The organism is Clostridium sp. AF19-22AC (assembly GCF_003479085.1).
GTDB classification, from domain to species: domain Bacteria; phylum Bacillota; class Clostridia; order Lachnospirales; family Lachnospiraceae; genus Faecalicatena_A; species Faecalicatena_A orotica.
On record NZ_QUGN01000011.1, the window covers coordinates 160,665 to 181,137 of the forward strand.

General features: G+C 47.6%; 19 protein-coding genes. 6 read left to right on the top strand and 13 right to left on the bottom strand.

From position 1 onward, the window contains the following. Window positions 1-41 precede the first annotated feature (41 nt). The 3 genes from carB to DWX43_RS14240 all read right to left on the bottom strand — a co-directional run bounded on the left by carB (window position 42) and on the right by DWX43_RS14240 (window position 5,742). On the bottom strand, window positions 42-3,245 hold the full coding sequence (gene carB / locus DWX43_RS14230) for a carbamoyl-phosphate synthase large subunit (protein WP_118620745.1): 3,204 nt from the start codon (window positions 3,243-3,245) through the stop codon (window positions 42-44). Next, window positions 3,245-4,315: a carbamoyl phosphate synthase small subunit gene (locus tag DWX43_RS14235; protein WP_118620767.1), complete on the bottom strand. Its 1,071-nt coding sequence runs from the start codon at window positions 4,313-4,315 to the stop codon at window positions 3,245-3,247. The genes carB and DWX43_RS14235 overlap by 1 nt, the downstream gene beginning before the upstream one ends. A 203-nt stretch (window positions 4,316-4,518) precedes the next feature. Further along, the gene (locus tag DWX43_RS14240) at window positions 4,519-5,742 is read right to left on the bottom strand and encodes a transglutaminase domain-containing protein (protein ID WP_118620746.1); all 1,224 of its coding nucleotides are present in this window, start codon (window positions 5,740-5,742) and stop codon (window positions 4,519-4,521) included. 533 nt (window positions 5,743-6,275) lie between these two features. Here DWX43_RS14240 and DWX43_RS26985 point away from each other — a divergent pair. Beyond that, window positions 6,276-6,425 (top strand): hypothetical protein, encoded by a 150-nt coding sequence (locus tag DWX43_RS26985; protein ID WP_181368702.1) that lies wholly within the window; start codon window positions 6,276-6,278, stop codon window positions 6,423-6,425. A gap of 113 nt (window positions 6,426-6,538) precedes the next feature. On the opposite strand, the gene DWX43_RS14245 is transcribed toward DWX43_RS26985, so the two are convergent. The 10 genes from DWX43_RS14245 to DWX43_RS14290 form a co-directional block, all read right to left on the bottom strand. Further along, window positions 6,539-7,801: a peptidoglycan-binding protein gene (locus DWX43_RS14245; RefSeq protein WP_118620747.1), complete on the bottom strand. Its 1,263-nt coding sequence runs from the start codon at window positions 7,799-7,801 to the stop codon at window positions 6,539-6,541. A gap of 86 nt (window positions 7,802-7,887) precedes the next feature. Beyond that, window positions 7,888-8,922: an RIP metalloprotease RseP gene (gene rseP / locus DWX43_RS14250; protein ID WP_109731607.1), complete on the bottom strand. Its 1,035-nt coding sequence runs from the start codon at window positions 8,920-8,922 to the stop codon at window positions 7,888-7,890. A gap of 3 nt (window positions 8,923-8,925) precedes the next feature. Continuing rightward, window positions 8,926-10,068, bottom strand: a complete 1,143-nt coding sequence (gene dxr / locus DWX43_RS14255; RefSeq protein ID WP_118620748.1) for a 1-deoxy-D-xylulose-5-phosphate reductoisomerase — start codon at window positions 10,066-10,068, stop codon at window positions 8,926-8,928. A 21-nt stretch (window positions 10,069-10,089) separates the two neighbouring features. Next, the gene (locus DWX43_RS14260) at window positions 10,090-10,899 is read right to left on the bottom strand and encodes a phosphatidate cytidylyltransferase (RefSeq protein ID WP_118620749.1); all 810 of its coding nucleotides are present in this window, start codon (window positions 10,897-10,899) and stop codon (window positions 10,090-10,092) included. Then, window positions 10,892-11,608 (bottom strand): isoprenyl transferase, encoded by a 717-nt coding sequence (locus tag DWX43_RS14265; RefSeq protein WP_118620750.1) that lies wholly within the window; start codon window positions 11,606-11,608, stop codon window positions 10,892-10,894. Before DWX43_RS14265 ends, DWX43_RS14260 begins: the two co-directional genes overlap by 8 nt. Before the next feature lie 87 nt (window positions 11,609-11,695). After that, on the bottom strand, window positions 11,696-12,247 hold the full coding sequence (frr, locus tag DWX43_RS14270) for a ribosome recycling factor (protein WP_118620751.1): 552 nt from the start codon (window positions 12,245-12,247) through the stop codon (window positions 11,696-11,698). A 14-nt stretch (window positions 12,248-12,261) separates the two neighbouring features. Further along, window positions 12,262-12,957 (bottom strand): UMP kinase, encoded by a 696-nt coding sequence (gene pyrH, locus DWX43_RS14275; RefSeq protein ID WP_109731602.1) that lies wholly within the window; start codon window positions 12,955-12,957, stop codon window positions 12,262-12,264. A 69-nt stretch (window positions 12,958-13,026) separates the two neighbouring features. Beyond that, the gene (locus DWX43_RS14280; RefSeq protein WP_118620752.1) at window positions 13,027-14,595 is read right to left on the bottom strand and encodes a ClC family H(+)/Cl(-) exchange transporter; all 1,569 of its coding nucleotides are present in this window, start codon (window positions 14,593-14,595) and stop codon (window positions 13,027-13,029) included. 91 nt (window positions 14,596-14,686) lie between these two features. Beyond that, window positions 14,687-15,364 carry an LrgB family protein gene (locus DWX43_RS14285; RefSeq protein WP_118620753.1) on the bottom strand — a complete coding sequence of 226 codons (678 nt, stop codon included), beginning with the start codon at window positions 15,362-15,364 and terminating at the stop codon, window positions 14,687-14,689. Next, window positions 15,364-15,723, bottom strand: coding sequence for a CidA/LrgA family protein (locus tag DWX43_RS14290; RefSeq protein ID WP_118620754.1), 360 nt, complete (start codon window positions 15,721-15,723; stop codon window positions 15,364-15,366). Before DWX43_RS14290 ends, DWX43_RS14285 begins: the two co-directional genes overlap by 1 nt. Before the next feature lie 348 nt (window positions 15,724-16,071). Here DWX43_RS14290 and DWX43_RS14295 point away from each other — a divergent pair, with 348 nt between their 5' ends. The 5 genes from DWX43_RS14295 (at window position 16,072) to aroE (ending at window position 20,442) form a co-directional block, all read left to right on the top strand. Next, the gene (locus tag DWX43_RS14295; protein ID WP_109731598.1) at window positions 16,072-16,980 is read left to right on the top strand and encodes an AraC family transcriptional regulator; all 909 of its coding nucleotides are present in this window, start codon (window positions 16,072-16,074) and stop codon (window positions 16,978-16,980) included. A 91-nt stretch (window positions 16,981-17,071) separates the two neighbouring features. Beyond that, a complete protein-coding gene (locus DWX43_RS14300) occupies window positions 17,072-17,311 on the top strand; it encodes a ribonuclease HII (protein ID WP_109731597.1) in 240 nt (79 codons plus the stop codon). Window positions 17,312-17,451: 140 nt separating this feature from the next. Beyond that, the gene (aroF, locus tag DWX43_RS14305; protein WP_109731596.1) at window positions 17,452-18,465 is read left to right on the top strand and encodes a 3-deoxy-7-phosphoheptulonate synthase; all 1,014 of its coding nucleotides are present in this window, start codon (window positions 17,452-17,454) and stop codon (window positions 18,463-18,465) included. 89 nt (window positions 18,466-18,554) lie between these two features. Next, window positions 18,555-19,610 (top strand): 3-dehydroquinate synthase, encoded by a 1,056-nt coding sequence (gene aroB, locus DWX43_RS14310; RefSeq protein WP_118620755.1) that lies wholly within the window; start codon window positions 18,555-18,557, stop codon window positions 19,608-19,610. Between the two features lies 1 nt (window position 19,611). Next, window positions 19,612-20,442 carry a shikimate dehydrogenase gene (gene aroE, locus DWX43_RS14315; RefSeq protein ID WP_118620756.1) on the top strand — a complete coding sequence of 277 codons (831 nt, stop codon included), beginning with the start codon at window positions 19,612-19,614 and terminating at the stop codon, window positions 20,440-20,442. The last annotated feature ends 31 nt before the right edge of the window (window positions 20,443-20,473 follow it).

Genomic DNA, 20,473 nt, shown 5'->3' on the forward strand with positions numbered 1-20,473 from the left:
GGTCTTCTTTTTATCTGTCAGCTTCATGATCTTTTTGCTTATTATTGTACGGTAGCAATATCAATCAGGGTCAGTTTTTGGATATCTGTATTCTCCAGACTTGTAATCAGTGCCCTTGCCGTATCCATTGCAGTCAGTACATTTACACCTGTCTCGATTGCATTTCTGCGGATCACGAATCCGTCTCTTGAATGTTCCGCGCCCTGTGCCGGTGTGTCGATGACAAGATCGATCTCATGTCCTAAGATCAAATCAAGCAGGTTCGGGGATTCCTGTTCGATCTTGCGGACCGGAATCGCCTTGACTCCGCCCTCATTCAAAGCTTTGGCAGTACTCTTCGTAGCGAAAATACGGTACCCGATCTTTTCGAATCTGCGTCCGATCTCCACAGCCTCTGGCTTGTCTTCATCACGCACGGTCATGATCATGTTCTTGTATTTTGGCAGGTTAATTCCTGCTCCTAAGAATGCCTTATATAGTGCTTCGTCGAACGTCTTTGCGATACCTAAGCATTCTCCCGTTGATTTCATCTCCGGTCCGAGACTGATGTCTGCACCGCGGATCTTCTCAAAGGAGAATACAGGCATCTTGACCGCCACATAATCTGCTTCCCTCTGAAGTCCCGGTGTATATCCCAGATCCCTGATCTTACTTCCGATAATCACCTTCGTCGCAAGCGGTACGATCGGGATTCCCGTCACCTTGCTGATGTAAGGCACAGTACGGCTGGAACGTGGGTTTACTTCGATCACGTATACATCCTCTTCCCCGCATACGATGAACTGGATATTGATCAGTCCGACCACGTGGAGGGACTTTGCAAGCCTTCTTGTGTATTCGGCGATTTTTTCTTTTGCCGCACTGCTTAAGCTCTGTGCCGGATACACGGAAATGCTGTCACCGGAATGGATTCCTGCACGCTCGATGTGTTCCATGATTCCCGGAATCAGGATGTCTTCGCCATCGCATACGGCATCTACTTCGATCTCTTTGCCCTGCAGGTATTTATCTACGAGGATCGGATGATCCTGTGCAATTCTGTTAATGATTCCGATAAATTCATCAATATCATGGTCATTGATGGCAATCTGCATTCCCTGACCGCCAAGTACGTAGGACGGCCTTACCAGTACCGGATAGCCCAGCCTGTTTGCAACTTCCTTTGCCTCCTCAGCCGTATATACGGTTCCGCCTGTCGGACGCGGGATCTGACACTCTTCCAGAATCTCATCGAACAGCTCCCTGTCCTCTGCCTTGTCTACATTTTCGGCAGAGGTCCCGAGGATCGGAACGCCCATCTTCATCAGGCTCTCTGTCAGCTTGATCGCTGTCTGCCCGCCGAACTGCACTACCGCGCCGTCCGGTTTTTCCAGATCCACAATGCTCTTGACATCTTCCGGTGTCAATGGCTCAAAGTACAGCTTATCAGCGATATCGAAATCAGTGCTCACGGTCTCCGGATTATTATTTACGATGATCGTCTCATAACCTTCTTTCGAAAATGCCCATGTACAGTGAACGGAACAGAAATCGAACTCGATTCCCTGGCCGATGCGGATCGGGCCTGAACCAAGTACAAGCACCTTCTTCCTGTCCCTTGTCTCTTCTACCTCATTCTCTCTTCCATATACGGAATAGTAATAAGGTGTCGCTGCCGCGAATTCTGCCGCACAGGTGTCTACCATCTTATAAGCAGCCACGATTCCGTTTTCATGGCGCATGTTGTGTATCTGCGTCTCTGTTTTTCCGGTCAGTTGTGCAATCACATTGTCCGGGAATTCGATCTTCTTCGCCTGTTTTAAAAGCTCCGGAGTAAGCTCCTGCGTTTTCAGGGCCTGTTCCATTTCCACAAGGATGGCTAATTTATCAATAAACCAGTTATCAATCTTCGTGATAGCGTGAATGGTCTCATAGCTGATGCCACGGCGCAGTGCCTCCGCGATTCTCCAGATTCGCATATCATCCACAATCGCAAGCTCCTCTGTCAATCCATCCACACTCAGACCTGTGAAATCATATGACATCAGGCTGTCCACATGCTGTTCCAGTGATCGGATAGCCTTCATCAATGCGCCCTCGAAGTTGTCACAGATACTCATGACTTCCCCTGTCGCTTTCATCTGTGTGGTCAGTGTCCTCTTGGCACTGATAAATTTATCGAATGGAAGCCTCGGGATCTTGACAACACAGTAATCCAGCATCGGCTCAAAGCTTGCGTATGTCTTTCCGGTAATCGCGTTTTTGATTTCATCCAGCGTGTATCCCAGTGCAATCTTTGCCGCTACTTTCGCAATCGGATAACCTGTCGCCTTGGATGCCAGTGCGGAGGAACGGCTTACACGGGGGTTTACCTCGATGACACAGTATTCGAAACTCTCCGGGTGAAGTGCATATTGTACGTTACACCCACCGGTGATATTCAGCTCGCTGATGATGTTCAGTGCGGACGTACGCAGCATCTGGTACTCTTTATCCCCCAGTGTCTGGGACGGGGCCACAACGATACTGTCCCCTGTGTGTACACCGACCGGGTCAATATTTTCCATATTACAAACGGTAATGCAGTTTCCATTGGAATCACGCATCACTTCATACTCGATTTCCTTCCAGCCGGCGATGCAGCGCTCTACCAGAACCTGTCCCACGCGTGAGAGGCGGAGTCCGTTTGAAAGGATCTCTACCAGCTGTTCAGAGTTGTCTGCGATACCGCCGCCGCTTCCTCCTAATGTATAGGCAGGACGCAGTACGACCGGATAGCCAATCTCATTTGCAAATGTAAGGCCGTCCTCGACATTTTCCACGACCAGAGAGGCTGCAACAGGCTCGCCGATCTTCTCCATTGTCGCTTTGAATTCCAGACGGTCTTCGGCCTTCTTGATCGTCTCTGATGTTGTTCCGATCAGGCGTACATTATTTTCTTTAAAAAATCCTGCCTCATCCAGCTCCATAGCAAGGTTCAGGCCTGCCTGTCCCCCGAGTGTCGGGAGCACGCTGTCAGGCTTTTCTTTTTTAATCAGCTGTTCCACAACTTCTACGGTAAGCGGTTCGATATATACACGGTCGGCGATGTCCTTATCCGTCATGATGGTAGCCGGGTTGGAGTTCAGAAGAACAACCTCGATTCCCTCTTCTTTCAGGGAACGGCACGCCTGTGTTCCGGCGTAATCAAATTCTGCCGCCTGTCCGATAATAATCGGACCGGAACCGATGACTAATACTTTCTTTATATTTTTATCTCTTGGCATTATTTCGTTCCTCCCATCATTTCTATGAATCTGTCAAAAAGGTACCCTGAATCCTGCGGTCCCGGGCATGCCTCCGGATGGAACTGTACGGTAAAGATATTCTTTCCCAGATATTCCAGGCCTTCATTTGTCCCGTCATTTACATTGGTGAATGCCGGCACGGCCACATTCTCATCCACACTGTCTGTATCCACGACATATCCGTGGTTCTGGGATGAAATATACACGCGGTTTGTCTTCAGGTCTTTCACCGGGTGGTTTCCTCCCCTGTGTCCATACTTCAGCTTATGTGTGGACGCACCCGTAGCAAGAGCCATCAGCTGATGTCCCAGACAAATAGCAAAAACAGGAATATCTGTATTGTATAATTTCTTGATTTCTTCGATAATAGAAATGCAGTCGGCAGGGTCTCCGGGACCATTCGAAAGCATAATACCGTCAGGATTAGCTGAAATGATTTCTTCAGCAGTTGTGCGGGCCGGATAAACAGTCACTTCGCAACCACGTTTATTTAAAGAGCTGGCAATGTTATTCTTTGCGCCTAAATCAAGGAGAGCAACTTTTTTCCCGTTTCCTTCGAGAACATATTTCTCAGAACATGTCACTTTGGAAACAACATCCCCTACCTTGTAGGCCTTCAATCTCGGAAGGATCTCTTTCAGGTCATAATTCTCATTCGTCGTGATCATCCCATTCATGGTACCCTTTTCTCTCAGTATCTTGGTGAGTGCACGGGTATCTACATCTGCAATTCCCGGAATGTCCTGCTTCTCAAGAAAATCCTGTATCGTACCTTCACAGCGGAAGTTGCTCGGCACACGGGATAATTCTCTTACAATATAACCATCCGGCCATGCTTTTTTAGATTCCATGTCGGGCGTAATCCCGTAATTCCCAATCAGCGGATAGGTCATGACGACTGCCTGTCCCGCGTAAGAAGGGTCGGTCAGTACTTCCAAATACCCAGTCATAGAGGTATTAAACACGATTTCACTAATCATCTCTCTCTTCGAACCTATGCTTATTCCTGTAAACACGGTTCCGTCTTCTAATATCAGAAACGCTTTCATATGTTCACCTATTCCCTTCATATTTTACAAAACAAAGGCACTCGTGGAGTCTTCTTGTGTCCAGAGCGCCCATGTGCTCAAATTGTAAAGATTATACTACAATTCAAATCATATTTCAACATTTTTTTTACGTGGATTATTTCCATGCTGTTCCTGCGTTACTGTTCACGCCCTGCGGGCGCGCACAGTAACGTTCCTGCGTGCTATTCATAATTCCAGTAAATTGTTATTTTGTCCATTACCGCATCCTCGATATACGTATACTGTACAGACACCAGCCCGTAATAATCCAGCAGGTTCTGCACGGCCCTCTTCACCAAGTCATCCAGAACCATGTCATGCGCCTCCTCATAGAGACTGTCGCTGGCAAACTTACAGGTAAAAGAACTCTCCATATTATAGATAGAATTATTCATGTCCAAAAGGAGCTGGTCCGGGTCAAATGTTTCATAATACATGCCGTTCAGTCTGTAATAATTTAAATCCATCGAATTGCACTGGGGGTATGTGACAAAAGTATCCGCCGTATGGTTCTTCATGATCTCCGCATCGCTGCAGCACAGATAATCATAATTAATGCTCTGCTCCGGGGGCGCTTTGCCACCCTCAGCCTCGATAAAAACAGGGTCTCCGAAAGTAACATCCATTTGATAGTATTGCCCGCCGCAATTCACGATATTCCATGCATGTGCGCCCTGACCCGGGATATTTCCTGTTACATAAATACATTCTATGCCAAGCCTATTAAGCAGGTACTGGGCCCCCCGGGAATACCCGGCGCAGACAGACGATTTGCCTGCCAGTGAGCTGTAAATCGTCTGGTTATCCGGAGCATCCAGATTATAATCCACCGTGTTCACGAGATACTCGAAAACATATTTGATCTTATCATATTCAGACATGTCCCCGCTGATCCCCGTAAAACATTCCTGCACTGCCGAATCTATTTCCGCCTGCTTCTGGTCCTTTTCCCCGCCCGTATAAGTATAGACCGGCCGGACCTCGGAATACGCCTCGTAACCTGTCATCTGCATCTCCCCGCTGCACCAGAACAGCTGGGGCATATCACACAGGATGTACCGGCTGACCGTCTTGACTGCCTCCATATCCGGGGTGTGCATATATATCACATCCGAAGTATCCATCAGCCCCTGGTACAGCTCTTTATACAGCGCCTGTTCCTCTTCATTCAACTGCCGGTAATAATACCCGCCTGAAACATCCTCATCCTGGACACTGACCTCCTCAAAAGGCACCCCCGCCGTCCCAGATGCCTTCTCCCTGACCGTCTGGATCACTTCCCCTGTAGATGCAAAAATGTCCGGGAGAAGCCTCTTTACAACTCCCCCCAAGCCCGCAAAAATACAAACTACCATCAATATGGCCAGAAACACCGGCCATTTCCTTCTCTTCCTTCTTCTCGCCATATATTTACCCCTTCCCGGACCCCCGCCTTCACCGCAACAAAACGCTGCCTGCAATCATTATAGTTCAGGACGTAATAAAGTTCAAGTTTACTACGTCCCTAATTGAGTTTTGTGGTGTACCAGAACGCTTTCAGTGGTGTACCCATTTGTAGTTTTTTATTATTTTTCCACTTTTTATTCTCTATAATGTGTCAATTATCCACCTTTCTTAACAACTTTTTAATTTCCTCTCTGTTATTTTTATGTTATTATACTGTGAGGGGGTGATACCAATGATGCATGTATTTTATTGTATAAAATGCAAGAAATACCACTATACTAATAATAAATCGCACGCTCTTTGCTGTGAACAGCCCATGTATTATGTAGATGTAGATTTCACAGAATTTGTCAGGATGAATAAGAGTGAACGAGAGAATTTTCTGCAGCTTTATTCTTTGGCAAAATAGGACTATCGTTTTACTTTTTCACCCTTTTATACATATTCACACTGCTTTTGTACACAATATATGAAAAAGGTAAGGTGAATGATTATGAGAGAAATCAAACTGCCCTCCAAGGCTACAGAAGCGAATGTATACGATGATGATAATATTCCGGAGATTGACCTGCCCGGGAAGAATGGTCTGAAGAATATCATTCCTGATGAAGTGCCGCCAAGGGAGGGGCCTGGCGGTGAGTAATACGTTCCCGCATGTTCAGGCCGTGTAATTTAAAAAACCTGAAAACGGATGATTTGAAAATGTTCCGTTTTCAGGTTTTTTCTTAGTTGTGTTTAAGAAGCCATAACACTCTTTTACACTAATTCTGCTATTCTTGATACTCCAACGTATATCTCAGATATTTTGTACCATGTCCGGTAATCAACTGTTCCTGTCTGTGGTAATCCGAATACGGACTGAAATACTTCTACGGATGCTGCCGTTGCCGGGCCGTATATTCCGTCGGCCTCTATTTTCGGAATTGCGGGGTATGCCCCTGCTATGACATTTAACTGTTCCTGCATTTGTCTTACTTTATCGCCGCTGGATCCTATCTCAAGGGTATATCCCGGCCATGATGACGGGATTCCGGATATCTCCTGGGCGGTGTTGATGTACATGTCGTCCCCGTAATAGTATCTGAGAATTTCGATCGGGGTATACCCCTGGTCACCAAGGGCTTTTGAACCCCATTGTGTCATCCAGTTTGGACAACTTACCCTCCGGCCGTCACAGTACTGTGTCAGAATCGGCTGTCTTACATTTGGGCGGGACAGATAGTCGGCAAATAACTCATCTACAATCACGGAAATCGTATCAAATACGTTTCTTTCGGGTATCCATTTGTGGTCGAATGCAGTAGAAGATGTAATTGTAAAATCGTATCCTTTGTTCCTGTACCACTCCGTGTATACGCGGTTCAATGTAAAGGACATAATAGCCAGCACGTTTGCCCGTATGGTATCGGCGGGCCAGGTTGCGTAGATCTCACTGGATGCGACATTTTTAATATAGTCCTTATATTTTACATAATAGTTCTGTGCCGTGGTGTCTCTCGGAGATCCGTCGTGGACAACAATATATTCAGGCACAACGACCCTGCTCAGCACGATCTCCCCGGTCTCATTGATCGGCTTGATCTCCTCCTCCGCTATCTTCGGCGGATACTCTCCGTACAGGGTATGTGCGGGAATCACGAACACTTCCTCATTTTGCTGCTGTTCGCTCGGACGCAGCCTTACATTCTGTATTGCCTTCACTTCCGGCAGAAGCTCTGCGCCTGATATACTGACTGGTTCAAATCCCGGTGCGCTGACATCAAATGTGTATTCGGCATATGGCATCTCTTCAATAGATGGATTCAGACTGTATTCAAGCGGCGGCGTAGCCAGTTCCACTTCTTCTGTCTGACCCGATGCATCCGTGCTCAGCTGTTCTAGTGTACTGTCCGGCACTCCTGTATATGATATCGTGATACTAGCACCCGATACAGGAAAAGATGTAATGTCCGATGTCACATTGATCTGCAGACGTCCTTTATCTACGGCGTTATTCTGCATTGCTTTTATAGAAGTCATAGATTTCCTCGCAAAAATCATTTCTATTATATATATGCAGAATCCCTTCCCATGATTACAAATTCAAACAATCCGGAGCCCTTTCATCAGAAAAGGTTCCGGATATCATTAAACATAACTACAACCATGAGTATCATCAGCAGTGCAAATCCCGCAAAATGTACCATACCCTCTTTCTCGGGGGGCACTCTTTTGCGACGCACAGCTTCCACAAAAAGGAACACAAGCCTTCCGCCGTCCAGCGCCGGGAGTGGGAGCAGGTTCATAACCCCTAAGTTGGCTGACAGCAGAATCGCGATGTTCAGAAGGTTCAGCACCACGGCCTGCCAGCCTGCCGGGGCGGATTCTTTATAGATTCCATCCACCACGTTGACGATCCCCACAGGGCCCGACATCTGCTTAATGCCCACCTGACCCGTCACAAGCAACTTCAGACAATCAAACGTATAGTCCACCCAGTAGCGCAGCGTATACGCCCCGTACTGCACGGATTTCAGGAAACCAGCTTTGGTATACTCTCCGGTCCCCCGGATTCCGAGCCTCTTATTAGCATCACCCTCCAGCTGCCTTGGTTCCACTGTGACAGTATGTTCCTGACCGTCTCTTTCGTAAGTTACAGTAACTGAATCGCTGTCTCCATTCATCAGATTAAACAGGGTCACTTCCTTCCAGAGGTGGATGCTCTTACCGTTCATCTCAGTAATGACGTCCCCTTCCTTCATTCCCTGTTCCATCGCCGAATACCCTTCATCCACCCCTGACAGTACAGGTGCATCATATCCGATCCATGCGACCATGATAATGGAAAATACCAGGGCCATGATGAAGTTGAATACAGGGCCTGCCGCGATAACAGAGATTCTGGCCCAGACAGACTTCGTATTAAAGCTGCCTTCCGACTGGTCATCCACATCATCTTCACCCATCATGCACGCCCCGCCAAACGGCAGAAGCTTCAATGAAAACTTTGTCCCCCCGATTTCCCTTCCTATGATTGTAGGACCAAGTCCCAGTGAAAATTCGTCCACGCGTATTCCATTTAACTTTGCCAGGGTAAAATGCCCCAGCTCATGGAATATAATAATCGCACTGAACAAAAGTATTGCTAAGATTATACCCATAAACTACCACCTGTTTTTAATAAATTCATATGTTTCCTGTTCTGTATTTAGTATCTCTTCCACGGACGGATTCTCAATTATTTTATGATGTTCCATACAAGTCCCGATAATTTCAGGAATCTGCAGGTAGCGGATCTTCCTGTCCAGAAACATAGCCACGGCTTTTTCATTAGCGGCATTGAGCACAGTTGGAAGTGAACCTCCCCGTCTGCCCGCTTCAAATGCCAGCTTCAGGCCGTAAAATGTATCCATATCCGGCTTTTCAAACGTAATCTGTGAGAGACTTGAAAAATCCAGCCTGTCACCCGGCAGGTATCTCCTCTCGGGATAATAAAGTGCATATTGTATCGGAAGCTTCATATCCGGCGTTCCCAGCTCGGCTATGATTGCCCCGTCCTCGTATTCCACCATCGAATGGATGATACTCTGCGGCTGAACTACCACTTCCACCTGGTCGACAGACACATCAAAGAGCCACTTTGCCTCAATCACTTCCAGCCCTTTGTTGACCATTGTAGATGAGTCAATCGTAATCTTCCGTCCCATCTCCCAGTTCGGATGCTTCAGTGCATCCTCAACCTGAATGTTTTCAAGTTCTTCCCTTGTCTTCCCCCGGAATGGACCGCCCGATGCCGTGAGCAGAATCTTGTGCAGCGCTTTCCTCTGTCCGCCCTGCAGGGACTGGAAGATGGCACTGTGTTCGCTGTCCACGGGCAGTATGGCCGAACCATACTCCCTTGCAAGCGGCATAATGATATGACCGGCCGTAACCAGTGTTTCCTTATTCGCCAGCGCGATATCCTTTTTTGCCTTGATTGCTTCAATGGTCGGCAGTATCCCGATCATCCCCACGATCGCCGTCACAAGAATCTCCGCATCCGGCTGCACTGCAGTTTCAAGAAGTCCGTCCATACCGGATAAGACCTTCACGTCCAGATCGCGGACTTTCTCTTTCAGCTCCAGAGCCTTCTCCTCGGACCATACCGCCGCAAGCTTCGGGGAAAATTCCCGGATCTGCTGTTCCAGAAGTGCAATGTTGCTTCCCGCAGCCAGCGCAGTCACCTCGATATCCCCGTTCTCCCTTACAACCTCCAGTGTCTGGGTTCCGATGGAACCTGTGGAGCCAAGTATTGCTATCTTTTTCATCTCAAAAACCTCTCTTGTCTTCTACAGCAGCACTGCCAGATAGTAAATGATCGGCGCCGTAAATATTACGCTGTCAAATCTGTCCAGAATACCGCCGTGTCCCGGTATCAGTTTTCCGTAATCTTTAATATCGTGGAACCTCTTGATCGAGGATGCCGCCAGATCCCCAACCTGTGAGATCGCGCCGCCGGCCGCCCCGATGATGGCATATCTTACAATACCGGCTCCGGCATTCCCCCACTTATTGATAGCCAGCGCATAGAGCACTCCCAGAAGAGCCGCCCCCGCGATACCGCCGATACCGCCCTCAATGGATTTCTTCGGGCTTAACTTCGGAGCCATCTTATGTTTCCCAATGAGCATCCCCACGCAGTATGCACAGGTATCACAGCCCCAGGAGCAGATGAATACCAGCCATACGGTAAAGACGCCTCCCGGAAGTATCCTTGTCTGGTAAATATAGGACAGCATCACTGCCACGTAGAACAACCCGAAAAATGCGGCCAGTATCTGTTCTGTCCGGTACTTCGGATAAGAAAATACAAGGACTCCCATCATGCAGATTAAAAACGCCATGAACAGCAGCAAAAACCAGTCTGTCGTCTCCGGCAGGACGGGCTTCAGAAAAATGAGCGCATAGTATGCCGCCGCAAACAGATAACCACAGATTCCCGGTGCTTTTGTATGGATATCAAAAACCTTGTACAGTTCTGACATTCCGATCAGACTGATGATGAACAATGTCGCAAAAAGGATGCTGCCGCCGGAAATAACTGTAAAAAGAGCAATGATCACCAGAAGTATCCCACTCAATAACCGTGTCTTAAACATCCCGTTCCTCCTTTATCCCTCCGTAACGTCTGTCTCTGCTATTATACTGCCCGATAGCTTTGACCAATTCCTCTTTTGTGAAATCCGGCCACAGAACATCTGTAAAATAAAATTCCGAGTAGGCCAGCTGCCAGAGAAGGAAGTTGGAAAGCCTGAGTTCCCCGCTCGTCCTGATCAGCAGGTCCGGGTCCGGAATCCCGTGGGTATCCAGATACGTCTCATAAAGCGCCTCATCGATGCCCGCCGGATCCACCTTTCCATCAGCACAGTCCTGTGCCAGATTCCTGACTGCGCGTATCATCTCATCACGGCTTCCATAATTAATCGCAATTGTAAAATTCAGTCCGCCGTTATCTTTACTCGCTTCTTCCAGTTCCTTTATTCTTCCCTTAATGTCATCATCCAATGCAGTAACATCCCCGATTACACGGATTTTCATGTCATTCTTCTCTGCAGTCTTCAGACAGGTCTTCATATAATTGCGGAGCAGTTTCATAAGAGCATCCACTTCACTTTTCGGACGGTTCCAGTTCTCTGTCGAAAAAGCATAGACAGTCAGATATTTAATCCCCATCCGCCATGCCTCCTCACAGATGCGCTCTACATTCTTGCTGCCCTGTGCATGACCGTAATTTCTCGGCATCCCCTTGGACTTTGCCCACCGGCCGTTGCCGTCCAGTATGATTGCCACATGCTGCGGTACATTCATTGATATATCCTCCTAAAACTGTATGTTTTTTCAAAGAGCAAAAGAGGGGCTGCATATTACAAGCCCCTCTTATTCTCTGACTACTCTCTAAACAGTAAGTACTTCTTTGGATTTTGCTTCGATTGCCTTGTCAACCTTTTCGATAAACTTATCAGTCATCTTCTGAAGGGAATCTTCCATATCCTTGATCGCGTCTTCGGAAACCTCGCTGCCTTTGAGCTTCTTAAAGGCTTCATTACCGTCGCGGCGGATGTTGCGGACTGCAACCTTGGCTGCCTCCCCTTTTTTCTTAACGTCTTTTACAAGTTCTTTTCTGCGTTCCTCAGTCAGTTCCGGGAATACCAGTCTGATCGTGGAACCGTCGTTCGTCGGGTTGATCCCGATATCAGACATATTGATTGCTTTCTCGATTGCCTTTAACAGGCTCTTTTCCCACGGCTGAATCTGGATCAGGCGCGCCTCGGGTACAGAAATATTGGCTACCTGCTGGATCGGTGTCGGTGATCCGTAATAGTCAACTACCAGCTTGTCAAGTACGTGCGGATTGGCGCGTCCGGCCCGGATCGTAACCAGTTCGCTCTCCAGACTTGCCAGTGTCTTAGTCATCTTCTCTTCATATACGTTTAATCTTTCATCCATGTCTTATATCCTCCTTATACTGTCACTTTTGTCCCTGTGAATGTCCCACTCATTGTCTCTGCGATACTGTTCTCTTCATTCAGCCCAAATACCAGCATCGGCATCTTGTTCTCCATACAGAGAATAGATGCGGTCAGATCCACTGCCGCAAGTTTCTGGTCAATGACTTCCTGAATGGAGATCTCATCATACTTCTTAGCTTCCGGGTTTACCTTTGGATCACTGTCATAGATTCCATCGATCGCCTTAGCAAGAAGCATGGCATCTGCCTCTATCTCGATTGCGCGGAGCACGGCGCCTGTATCTGTTGAAAAATACGGATGTCCCGTCCCTCCTGCAAAAAAGATAACCTTTCCCTCTTCCATCGCAGCCACCGCTGCGTCCTTGGAAAACAGAGATGTAAATGCACCGCATACAAATGGTGTGAAAACCTCTGTCTTCATTCCCACATGCCTGAATATATCTGATACATAAATACAGTTCATAACCGTGGCAAGCATCCCGATCTGGTCCGCCTTCGTGCGGTCTATTGTCTCACTCGTGCGCCCTCTCCAGAAGTTGCCCCCGCCGGTCACAACCGCTACCTGAATTCCTTCATCGGCAAGCTGTTTTACCTGCTTCGCAACATCAATGCAGGTAGCCTCATCAAAGCCTGTCTTCTTATCTCCTGCAAGTGCTTCTCCACTCAGCTTTAACAATACTCTTTTCATATGTCCTAGCTCCTTCAAATTCTGTAGTTAGTCTGCAGCTGTTCATAATTCTGGACAGTTACAGTTATTCTAAAATGAAGTATAACATAACTTTTCCATTTTGTCATGCACATATCCGGCATCTCTTTCATCTGTCATCGTTGTCAGCGTATCCCCCGCCATCAGCTTCGTCCTGCCCTTCGGTATCAGCTCTTTTCCGCCGCGCTCAAGCGCAACAAGAAGGCAGTTATCCGGCCATGTAATGTCCTGTACCATTTTTTCTTCCAGTACGGAACCATTCATGATGACAAAATTGCTCAATACCTTCTGGCTGGACCCTTTGACGCCTGCCTGATTCTTTTTATGGCTCTTCAGGATCCTGTCGAGCAGGCTCTCGTAGATCGGCTCCGACTTCAGCAGTGTCGCGATAATATATGCGGTAACCGACACAATCGCAAGTGAAAGCATCTGGCTGACCGAACCGGACATCTCAAACAGGAGAATAATCCCCGTGATCGGGGCACGCACGATGGCCGTAAAATATCCTGCCATCGCGAGCAGTACAAAATTATTGATGTATACCGGGTCCAGACCGAAAAACTGTACCCCTGTCATGGCAAAAATACCGCCGATCATAGCCCCAAGAATAAGCAGTGGGAAGAAAATACCGCCCGGTGCGCCGGAACCGAAACTGACCGCCGAAAAAATGAATTTTACAATAAAAGTCAGGACAACCAGTCCCATAACCATCTCCCCATTCGTGAGTGAAACGATCAGTTCGTGCCCGCTGCCTAAAACAGACGGCATGAGAAGCCCCAGCACCCCTGCCGCGGCAAACGCGATCATCAGCCGGGTTGTTTCATTCAGGAATTTCGGCTTTTTATACAGGTCCTGCGCCTTTAACATGGCCCAGTTATAAAATGCCCCCATGACTCCCAGTATGGCTCCCAGAAGGATCAGCATCCAGTAATAACTCTGCGGCAGCACATAGTCAAGCCTAAACTGGAACACCGGGTCCAGACCAATGATATAGGATGAGATATAATCTGCTGTCACAGACGCCGTCATGACGGAGATCAGGATGGACATCGAGAACCCTTTATGGATCTCCTCCAGTGCAAACATCATCCCGGCGAGCGGCGCGTGGAAGGCCGCTGCCAGTCCTGCACTGGCGCCGCATGTCATCAGGTATTTTTCCTCCGTCTTCCCCCGGTCAAGCAGTCTGGAGATTCCCTGCCCGGTCATCGCCCCAAGCTGGATAGACGGGCCTTCCCGTCCCAGGGACAGTCCGCCGAACAGACATAAAAAACCACCGATAAACTTTGCCGGAAGCACTTTTTTCCAGTTCTGGGCCAGTTTCCCTGTTACTTCCCCCTCTACCTGCGGAATTCCACTACCCGAGATCATCGGTTCCCATTTTACGAGCCGTCCCACAATGAATGCCATCAGCATGAGTACCGCAAACCACGCCGCAATACGCAGCGGGTTCCCTCTCACATAGGAAAGAATCTTTTCCAGCCAGATTCCTGCATAAGTCAGTGCAACGCGATACAACAGCACAATCAGGCCGCCGACCGCGCCTACCAGAAGCCCCTCACTAATCAGAATCACAGGAAAACGCTGCGCCCTCTTAATCGTATGTGAAGTATCCTTCTTCAAAATATTTTCCCCCTAATCTTTTCCTAGAAACCTGCTTTTACAATACCTGTACCCGATGATATCCGGGGAAAGGATTTTCCCCGCGGCATCGTCAGATGAACATGGAGAGCAGAACCGTCACGATCCCGCAGATGCCGATTGCAAGACCACTCATTGCACCCTCTATTTCCCCGATCTCGATCGCTTTCGACGTTCCTACGGCATGGCTGCACGCCCCGATTGCCAGGCCGGCCGCCACCGGGTCGGACACACGGAACAGTCGAATAAGCATGGGGGCCAGAATACTCCCCAGAATGCCTGTAAAAATAACTGCAACGACCGTAATCGGAATGACGCCTCCGTGGGCCTGCGCCACGCCGACCGCAATCGGTGTCGTGACAGACTTCGGAAGCATGGACATCGTAAGGCTCTCATCCAGACGAAACAGTCTGCACATTACATATACGCTTCCCATAGACGCAAGAGAACCTGCTATACATCCTACTATAATAGGAAGCCAGTATTTTTTCAAGACAGAAAGCTTCGTATAGATAGAAACAGCGAGGCATGCCGTGGCCGGTGCGAGGAACATGTTGATGATCTCTCCGCCTTTATTGTAGGATTCATAAGGAATTCTCAATACGAGCAGCACTCCAATGGTAAGAACGATCGCAATAATCAGTGGATTGCAGACAGCTGATTTTGTTTTCTGCTGCAGCTTCACCCCAATCCCGAAGGTAATGACACTGAGCGCCACGCCAAAATAGGGGGACGTATATAAAGCTTCCATCACTTCTTCCTCCTGTTCATAAGTTTTATTGTAAATGTGACGCTGAATGCTGTCACCGCAAATGTAATTACTGTTGATACAACACAGATAATAATCAGTTTGACCGCACTGTTTTTAAGCAGGTCAAAATAGTTCATAATACTCACTCCTGCAGGCACAAAGAAAAACGCCATATTCCCCAGCAGGAAATCTGATTTTTCCTGAATGTGGCTGATCTTCAGCACCCCTGTCAACAGGCACAGGAACAGGAATATCATGCCAATCACACTGGCGGGAAAATCAAACGGCAGGAAATGTGCTATGACCTGACTCAGCCAGCAGACTGTAAAAATAATACCGATTTGCTTAATAATTTTCATTCCTCAGACTCTCTTTCGTTTTATATTTAAGTATGATGCCGGCGGATCGTAAAAATAGTACATGACTATGTTCACGAACAGAAACTAAAATGTTAATGTTCACTCCCCAGCCTATCACTACGCTGATAGGCTGGGAGGAATAACGTAAAGCAGCCAATAAGCCTGCCCCTCGCCGAAGGCGACTTTAAATGGGCAGGCGTGTTACTGTTTACAGGCTTGCCTGTGAACAGTACTTAAAATACACCTGTAGAAAGGAATTGTCAACTTTCGCTTGCTTTTCGTATGATGATTGATTATTCTTTCTATAATAACTTATTTTTCTGATTTATTTATCGTGGAGGGATGGCTATGAAAATTATTCGGGGGATCGAATTAAAACCGGGAAGCCAGGAAGAGGTTCTCCCTGATTTTTCAGAAGATTTTCCTTATATTGCATCACGTGTTGAACTGGACCGCTACATCGGCGGTTCTGCTCCGTGGCACTGGCATAAGGAAGTCGAACTTTTTTATGTAGAACAGGGAACTGTGGAATATAACAGCCCCGGCGGAAAGACGCTTTTCCCTGCCGGCTCAGGAGGTTTCGTCAACTCCAACGTCCTGCACATGACCCGTGTCGGAAGCAAGTCAAATGTAACTGCCCTGCTGCATTTATTCGATCCGGTTCTGATCAGCGGATCAAAGGGCAGCCGCATTGACCAGAAATACGTCCTGCCGCTGACCTCCGCCTCCCAGATGGAAATCTTTCGTCTGTCACCAGAGGTCCCGGCACACAGCCACCTGCTTGAAATGCTGAAGGGATCTTTTTCGCTGGACGAGAAGAGCTATGATTATGAGCTGCATCTTCGCACCATTCTTTCAGAAATGTGGTGTAAGCTGCTTGATACGGCCCGCCCGCTGATAGACTCTGGTATAAGGAGCATGCATTCGGACAGAGTGAATGATAAGATTAAGGCCATGCTGATTTTTATTCACGAACATTATGCTGATAAAATCACCGTCGCAAAAATTGCCGGAGCTGCTTTTATCAGTGAGCGCGAGTGCTTCCGGCTTTTCAGAAACTGTCTGAACACTTCCCCCGCAGAATATATTCTGGAATACCGTATGCAGAGGGCCTGCTATATGCTGGCCGGAACTGACGAACCGGTTACCCTGATCTGTCAGCTTTGCGGGCTGGGAAGCAGCAGTTATTTCGGAAAGGTCTTTCGTGAACGCATGGGCTGTACGCCGATGGAGTACCGCAGGAAAATGGCGGAATAATGATATGATTGTACAGTAATTTGATATCTTCCTGTTTTTTTATGCACTATAATGATATTGCAGTAAAAGATATGGTCAGGAGGATATGAATATGATCATTATGAATATTATTAATATGAAATCATTTTTAGAAACTGTAAACGCATGTACCGGATCCGTCTATATGGTCTCGCAGGATGGCAAAAAGACTGATATCAATAAGAAATACGGCATCCAGAAGCTCCTGCTGTCAGAGCATGAGAAAAACAAGAGATACACAACAATCTGCCTCGATATCCCGGTTCCAAGGGATTACATAGATGTTGTAAACTATTACTCCGGTGACTGCTGAAGAGACCGGTAAATATTTCTACTTTATTTCCCCAAACTTATTGACATTCTGCGAAGGATGTTTTATGATACATATGTTTTCACACTTTAAACAGTTAAAATTTTACAGTGCGAAGTCATTGTGATTGGGAGGAAATAAATATGATCATCGTTTTAAAACCACACACATCGGAAGATAACGTTAACCGCGTAGAAAGCCTGATTAAGAAGCGCGGACTGGACACACACATCGTCAGAGGCGCGGAGATGACGATTATCGGCTGTATTGGGGATACAACCGCAATCGACGCGAAGCTGTTTGAAGTCGATGCATCCGTCGACAAGGTCATGCACGTGCAGGAACCTTACAAACTTGCCAACCGCGCTTTTCACCCGGAGGATTCCATCATTGATGTATCCGGCGTCAAAGTGGGCGGCGACCACCTTGCCCTGATTGCGGGCCCCTGCTCTGTAGAATCCCATGATCAGGTTCTGGAGATCGCAAAAGCGGCAAAAGCATCCGGTGCCAATCTGTTAAGGGGCGGTGCCTTCAAACCAAGGACCAGCCCGTATTCTTTCCAGGGACTGGGAATGGAAGGTCTTGATATCCTCTGTGCAGTAAGAGAAGAAGTCGGTCTTCCTATTGTAACAGAGTTGATGTCTCCTGACTATCTGGATGTGTTCAACGAGAAGGTTGACCTGATCCAGATCGGTGCCAGAAACATGCAGAACTTTGACCTGCTCAAACAGCTCGGGCAGCTCGACCGCCCAATCCTTCTGAAACGTGGTTTAAATGCAACCTATGAAGAATGGATTATGTCCGCTGAATATATCATGGCATCCGGTAACGAGAACGTCATCCTCTGTGAACGCGGAATCCGTACCTTCGAGACTTATACAAGGAATACTCTGGACTTACAGTGCATCCCTGTCCTGAAAAAGAAGACCCATCTTCCGGTCATCATAGATCCAAGTCATGCCGGCGGAAAGTGGTGGCTCGTAGAACCAATGGCAAAGGCTTCTGTGGCAGCCGGGGCCGACGGACTCATGGTCGAAGTACATAACGACCCGGAGAGTGCACTTTGCGATGGGGCCCAGTCATTAAAGCCCTCAAATTATGACCAATTGCTGAAACAAATCAAACAAATTGCTTCCGTGGTCGGAAAAATCGTTTAAATAACTTGCAGGGAGCCACTGGGGTCAGACCCTTCTGCAAAGGGGTCTGACCCCTTTGAACACCGTTTTGTATAAAAAGGAGAATATTTGTGGAATTAAAAGTTAATTTAGATAAAAACAGCTATCCTATTTATATTGAATCTGGAATTCTTGAGAAAGCGGAACAATATATCACACAAGTCTTCCGTGGAAGGCGGATCATGATTATTTCGGATGACCATGTCTTTCCCCTGTATGGACAGAAACTGATTCAGGCACTGCCGTCTTTTGCGTGCAGCCATCTTGTTCTTCCTCATGGTGAAACGACAAAAAGTTTTAAGACGCTTCCCCTGATATATACGGCTATGCTGGAGAACCAGATTACGCGAAGTGACCTTGTGATTGCACTGGGCGGCGGCGTTATAGGCGATCTGGCAGGTTTTGCGGCATCCAGCTTCCTGAGGGGTGTAAAACTGGTACAGATTCCGACATCCCTCCTTGCACAGGTTGATTCCTCTGTCGGGGGGAAAGTGGCCGTTGACCTTCCTCAGGGCAAGAATCTGGTCGGTGCTTTTTATCATCCAAAACTTGTCCTGATTGATCCGGATGTTCTGGATACGCTGCCGGAACGTTATATTACCGACGGCATGGGCGAAGTGATCAAATACGGATGCATCCGGGATGCCGCATTATTTGAGACATTAAACAGCCGCCACTCTTTCGAAGACTTGAAGGACCAGCTCTCTTCCATCATTTACCGCTGCGTGGACATCAAACGTGCCGTGGTGGAAAATGACCAGTTCGACACCGGGGAGCGGATGCTTCTGAATTTTGGACACACACTGGCGCATACCATAGAACAATATTACCACTATGAACGCGAAAGCCACGGGGAAGCTGTTGCTATAGGAATGTACCAGATCACCAGATTATCTGAGAAAGCCGGACTTACCGTGCCAGGTGAGGCCGAAAGGATACGAAGTGTACTGAACACATATGGGCTCCCCTTCCAGTGCGGGCTGCCTGTGTCTGACCTGACAGATGCCATAAAACTGGATAAAAAAAATCTGGATAATCATCTGAATGTGGTTCTCCTCCATAGCATTGGTGACAGCTATGTTTACCCGACTAACCTTGATTTTTTCAAAACAGCAGGAATGATTTGATATGAATACAGAAAATGAAAACATACTCCGTCTCGGGGTTCTGGGTGAAAAATTAGGGCACAGCCTTTCCCCCGAGATTCATTATGACTTACTGAAACAACAGAATATCCGGGGAATCTACAAGAAATATGAGATGGATGAAAATGAAGTCCTTCATATATTGGACGTCATGAAAGAGGAAAACATCATCGGAATGAACGTAACCATGCCCTACAAAGAAGTGGCTTACCGCCTTGTGGACATACTCGATCCACATGCCAGGAAAATCGGGGCCGTAAACACCATTTTTATGAAAGATGGCCTTTTCTACGGATATAACACAGACTACATCGGCGTAGTCAGCATGTTTAAAAAGGCCGGGGTCAGCCTGTCCGGGAAAGATATTGTCATCCTCGGGTCCGGCGGCGCCGCAAAAGCCCTGATTTACGGTTTCCACATGGAGGGGGCCTCCAACATCACTGTCGCCGCCCGCAACCATGAGGCAACACAATATCTGGAAGACCTGTTCCCTTATATACACACCTGTCGTCTGGATCAGGTTCCTGCGGGGGACATTCTCATCAATACCACCCCTGTCGGCATGTATCCGAATGCCGGTGAGAGTCCTGTAGATGCTTCCGTTATCAGACAATTCAATGCTGCTGCTGATATTGTGTATAATCCTCTGATAACAGAATTTTTGAGAATCGCAAAAGACGAAGGCCTGCAGATCGTTACCGGACTGATGATGCTAGTCGATCAGGCGATTGGATCAGAAGAAATCTGGTTTAATAAAAAGCTGGATTACAATATGGGAAATCATATTCACGACGAATTAGCAAAACAATTCTGACAATGGCGCGCAAAGGGGTCTGACCCCTTTG

Coding starts and splice junctions, on each gene's coding strand:
- carB (WP_118620745.1), bottom strand. CDS start 3,245: ATGCCAAGAGATAAAAATATAAAGAAAGTATTAGTCATCGGTTCCGGT.
- DWX43_RS14235 (WP_118620767.1), bottom strand. CDS start 4,315: ATGAAAGCGTTTCTGATATTAGAAGACGGAACCGTGTTTACAGGAATA.
- DWX43_RS14240 (WP_118620746.1), bottom strand. CDS start 5,742: ATGGCGAGAAGAAGGAAGAGAAGGAAATGGCCGGTGTTTCTGGCCATA.
- DWX43_RS26985 (WP_181368702.1), top strand. CDS start 6,276: ATGAGAGAAATCAAACTGCCCTCCAAGGCTACAGAAGCGAATGTATAC.
- DWX43_RS14245 (WP_118620747.1), bottom strand. CDS start 7,801: ATGACTTCTATAAAAGCAATGCAGAATAACGCCGTAGATAAAGGACGT.
- rseP (WP_109731607.1), bottom strand. CDS start 8,922: ATGGGTATAATCTTAGCAATACTTTTGTTCAGTGCGATTATTATATTC.
- dxr (WP_118620748.1), bottom strand. CDS start 10,068: ATGAAAAAGATAGCAATACTTGGCTCCACAGGTTCCATCGGAACCCAG.
- DWX43_RS14260 (WP_118620749.1), bottom strand. CDS start 10,899: ATGTTTAAGACACGGTTATTGAGTGGGATACTTCTGGTGATCATTGCT.
- DWX43_RS14265 (WP_118620750.1), bottom strand. CDS start 11,608: ATGAATGTACCGCAGCATGTGGCAATCATACTGGACGGCAACGGCCGG.
- frr (WP_118620751.1), bottom strand. CDS start 12,247: ATGGATGAAAGATTAAACGTATATGAAGAGAAGATGACTAAGACACTG.
- pyrH (WP_109731602.1), bottom strand. CDS start 12,957: ATGAAAAGAGTATTGTTAAAGCTGAGTGGAGAAGCACTTGCAGGAGAT.
- DWX43_RS14285 (WP_118620753.1), bottom strand. CDS start 15,364: ATGGAAGCTTTATATACGTCCCCCTATTTTGGCGTGGCGCTCAGTGTC.
- DWX43_RS14290 (WP_118620754.1), bottom strand. CDS start 15,723: ATGAAAATTATTAAGCAAATCGGTATTATTTTTACAGTCTGCTGGCTG.
- DWX43_RS14295 (WP_109731598.1), top strand. CDS start 16,072: ATGAAAATTATTCGGGGGATCGAATTAAAACCGGGAAGCCAGGAAGAG.
- DWX43_RS14300 (WP_109731597.1), top strand. CDS start 17,072: ATGATCATTATGAATATTATTAATATGAAATCATTTTTAGAAACTGTA.
- aroF (WP_109731596.1), top strand. CDS start 17,452: ATGATCATCGTTTTAAAACCACACACATCGGAAGATAACGTTAACCGC.
- aroE (WP_118620756.1), top strand. CDS start 19,612: ATGAATACAGAAAATGAAAACATACTCCGTCTCGGGGTTCTGGGTGAA.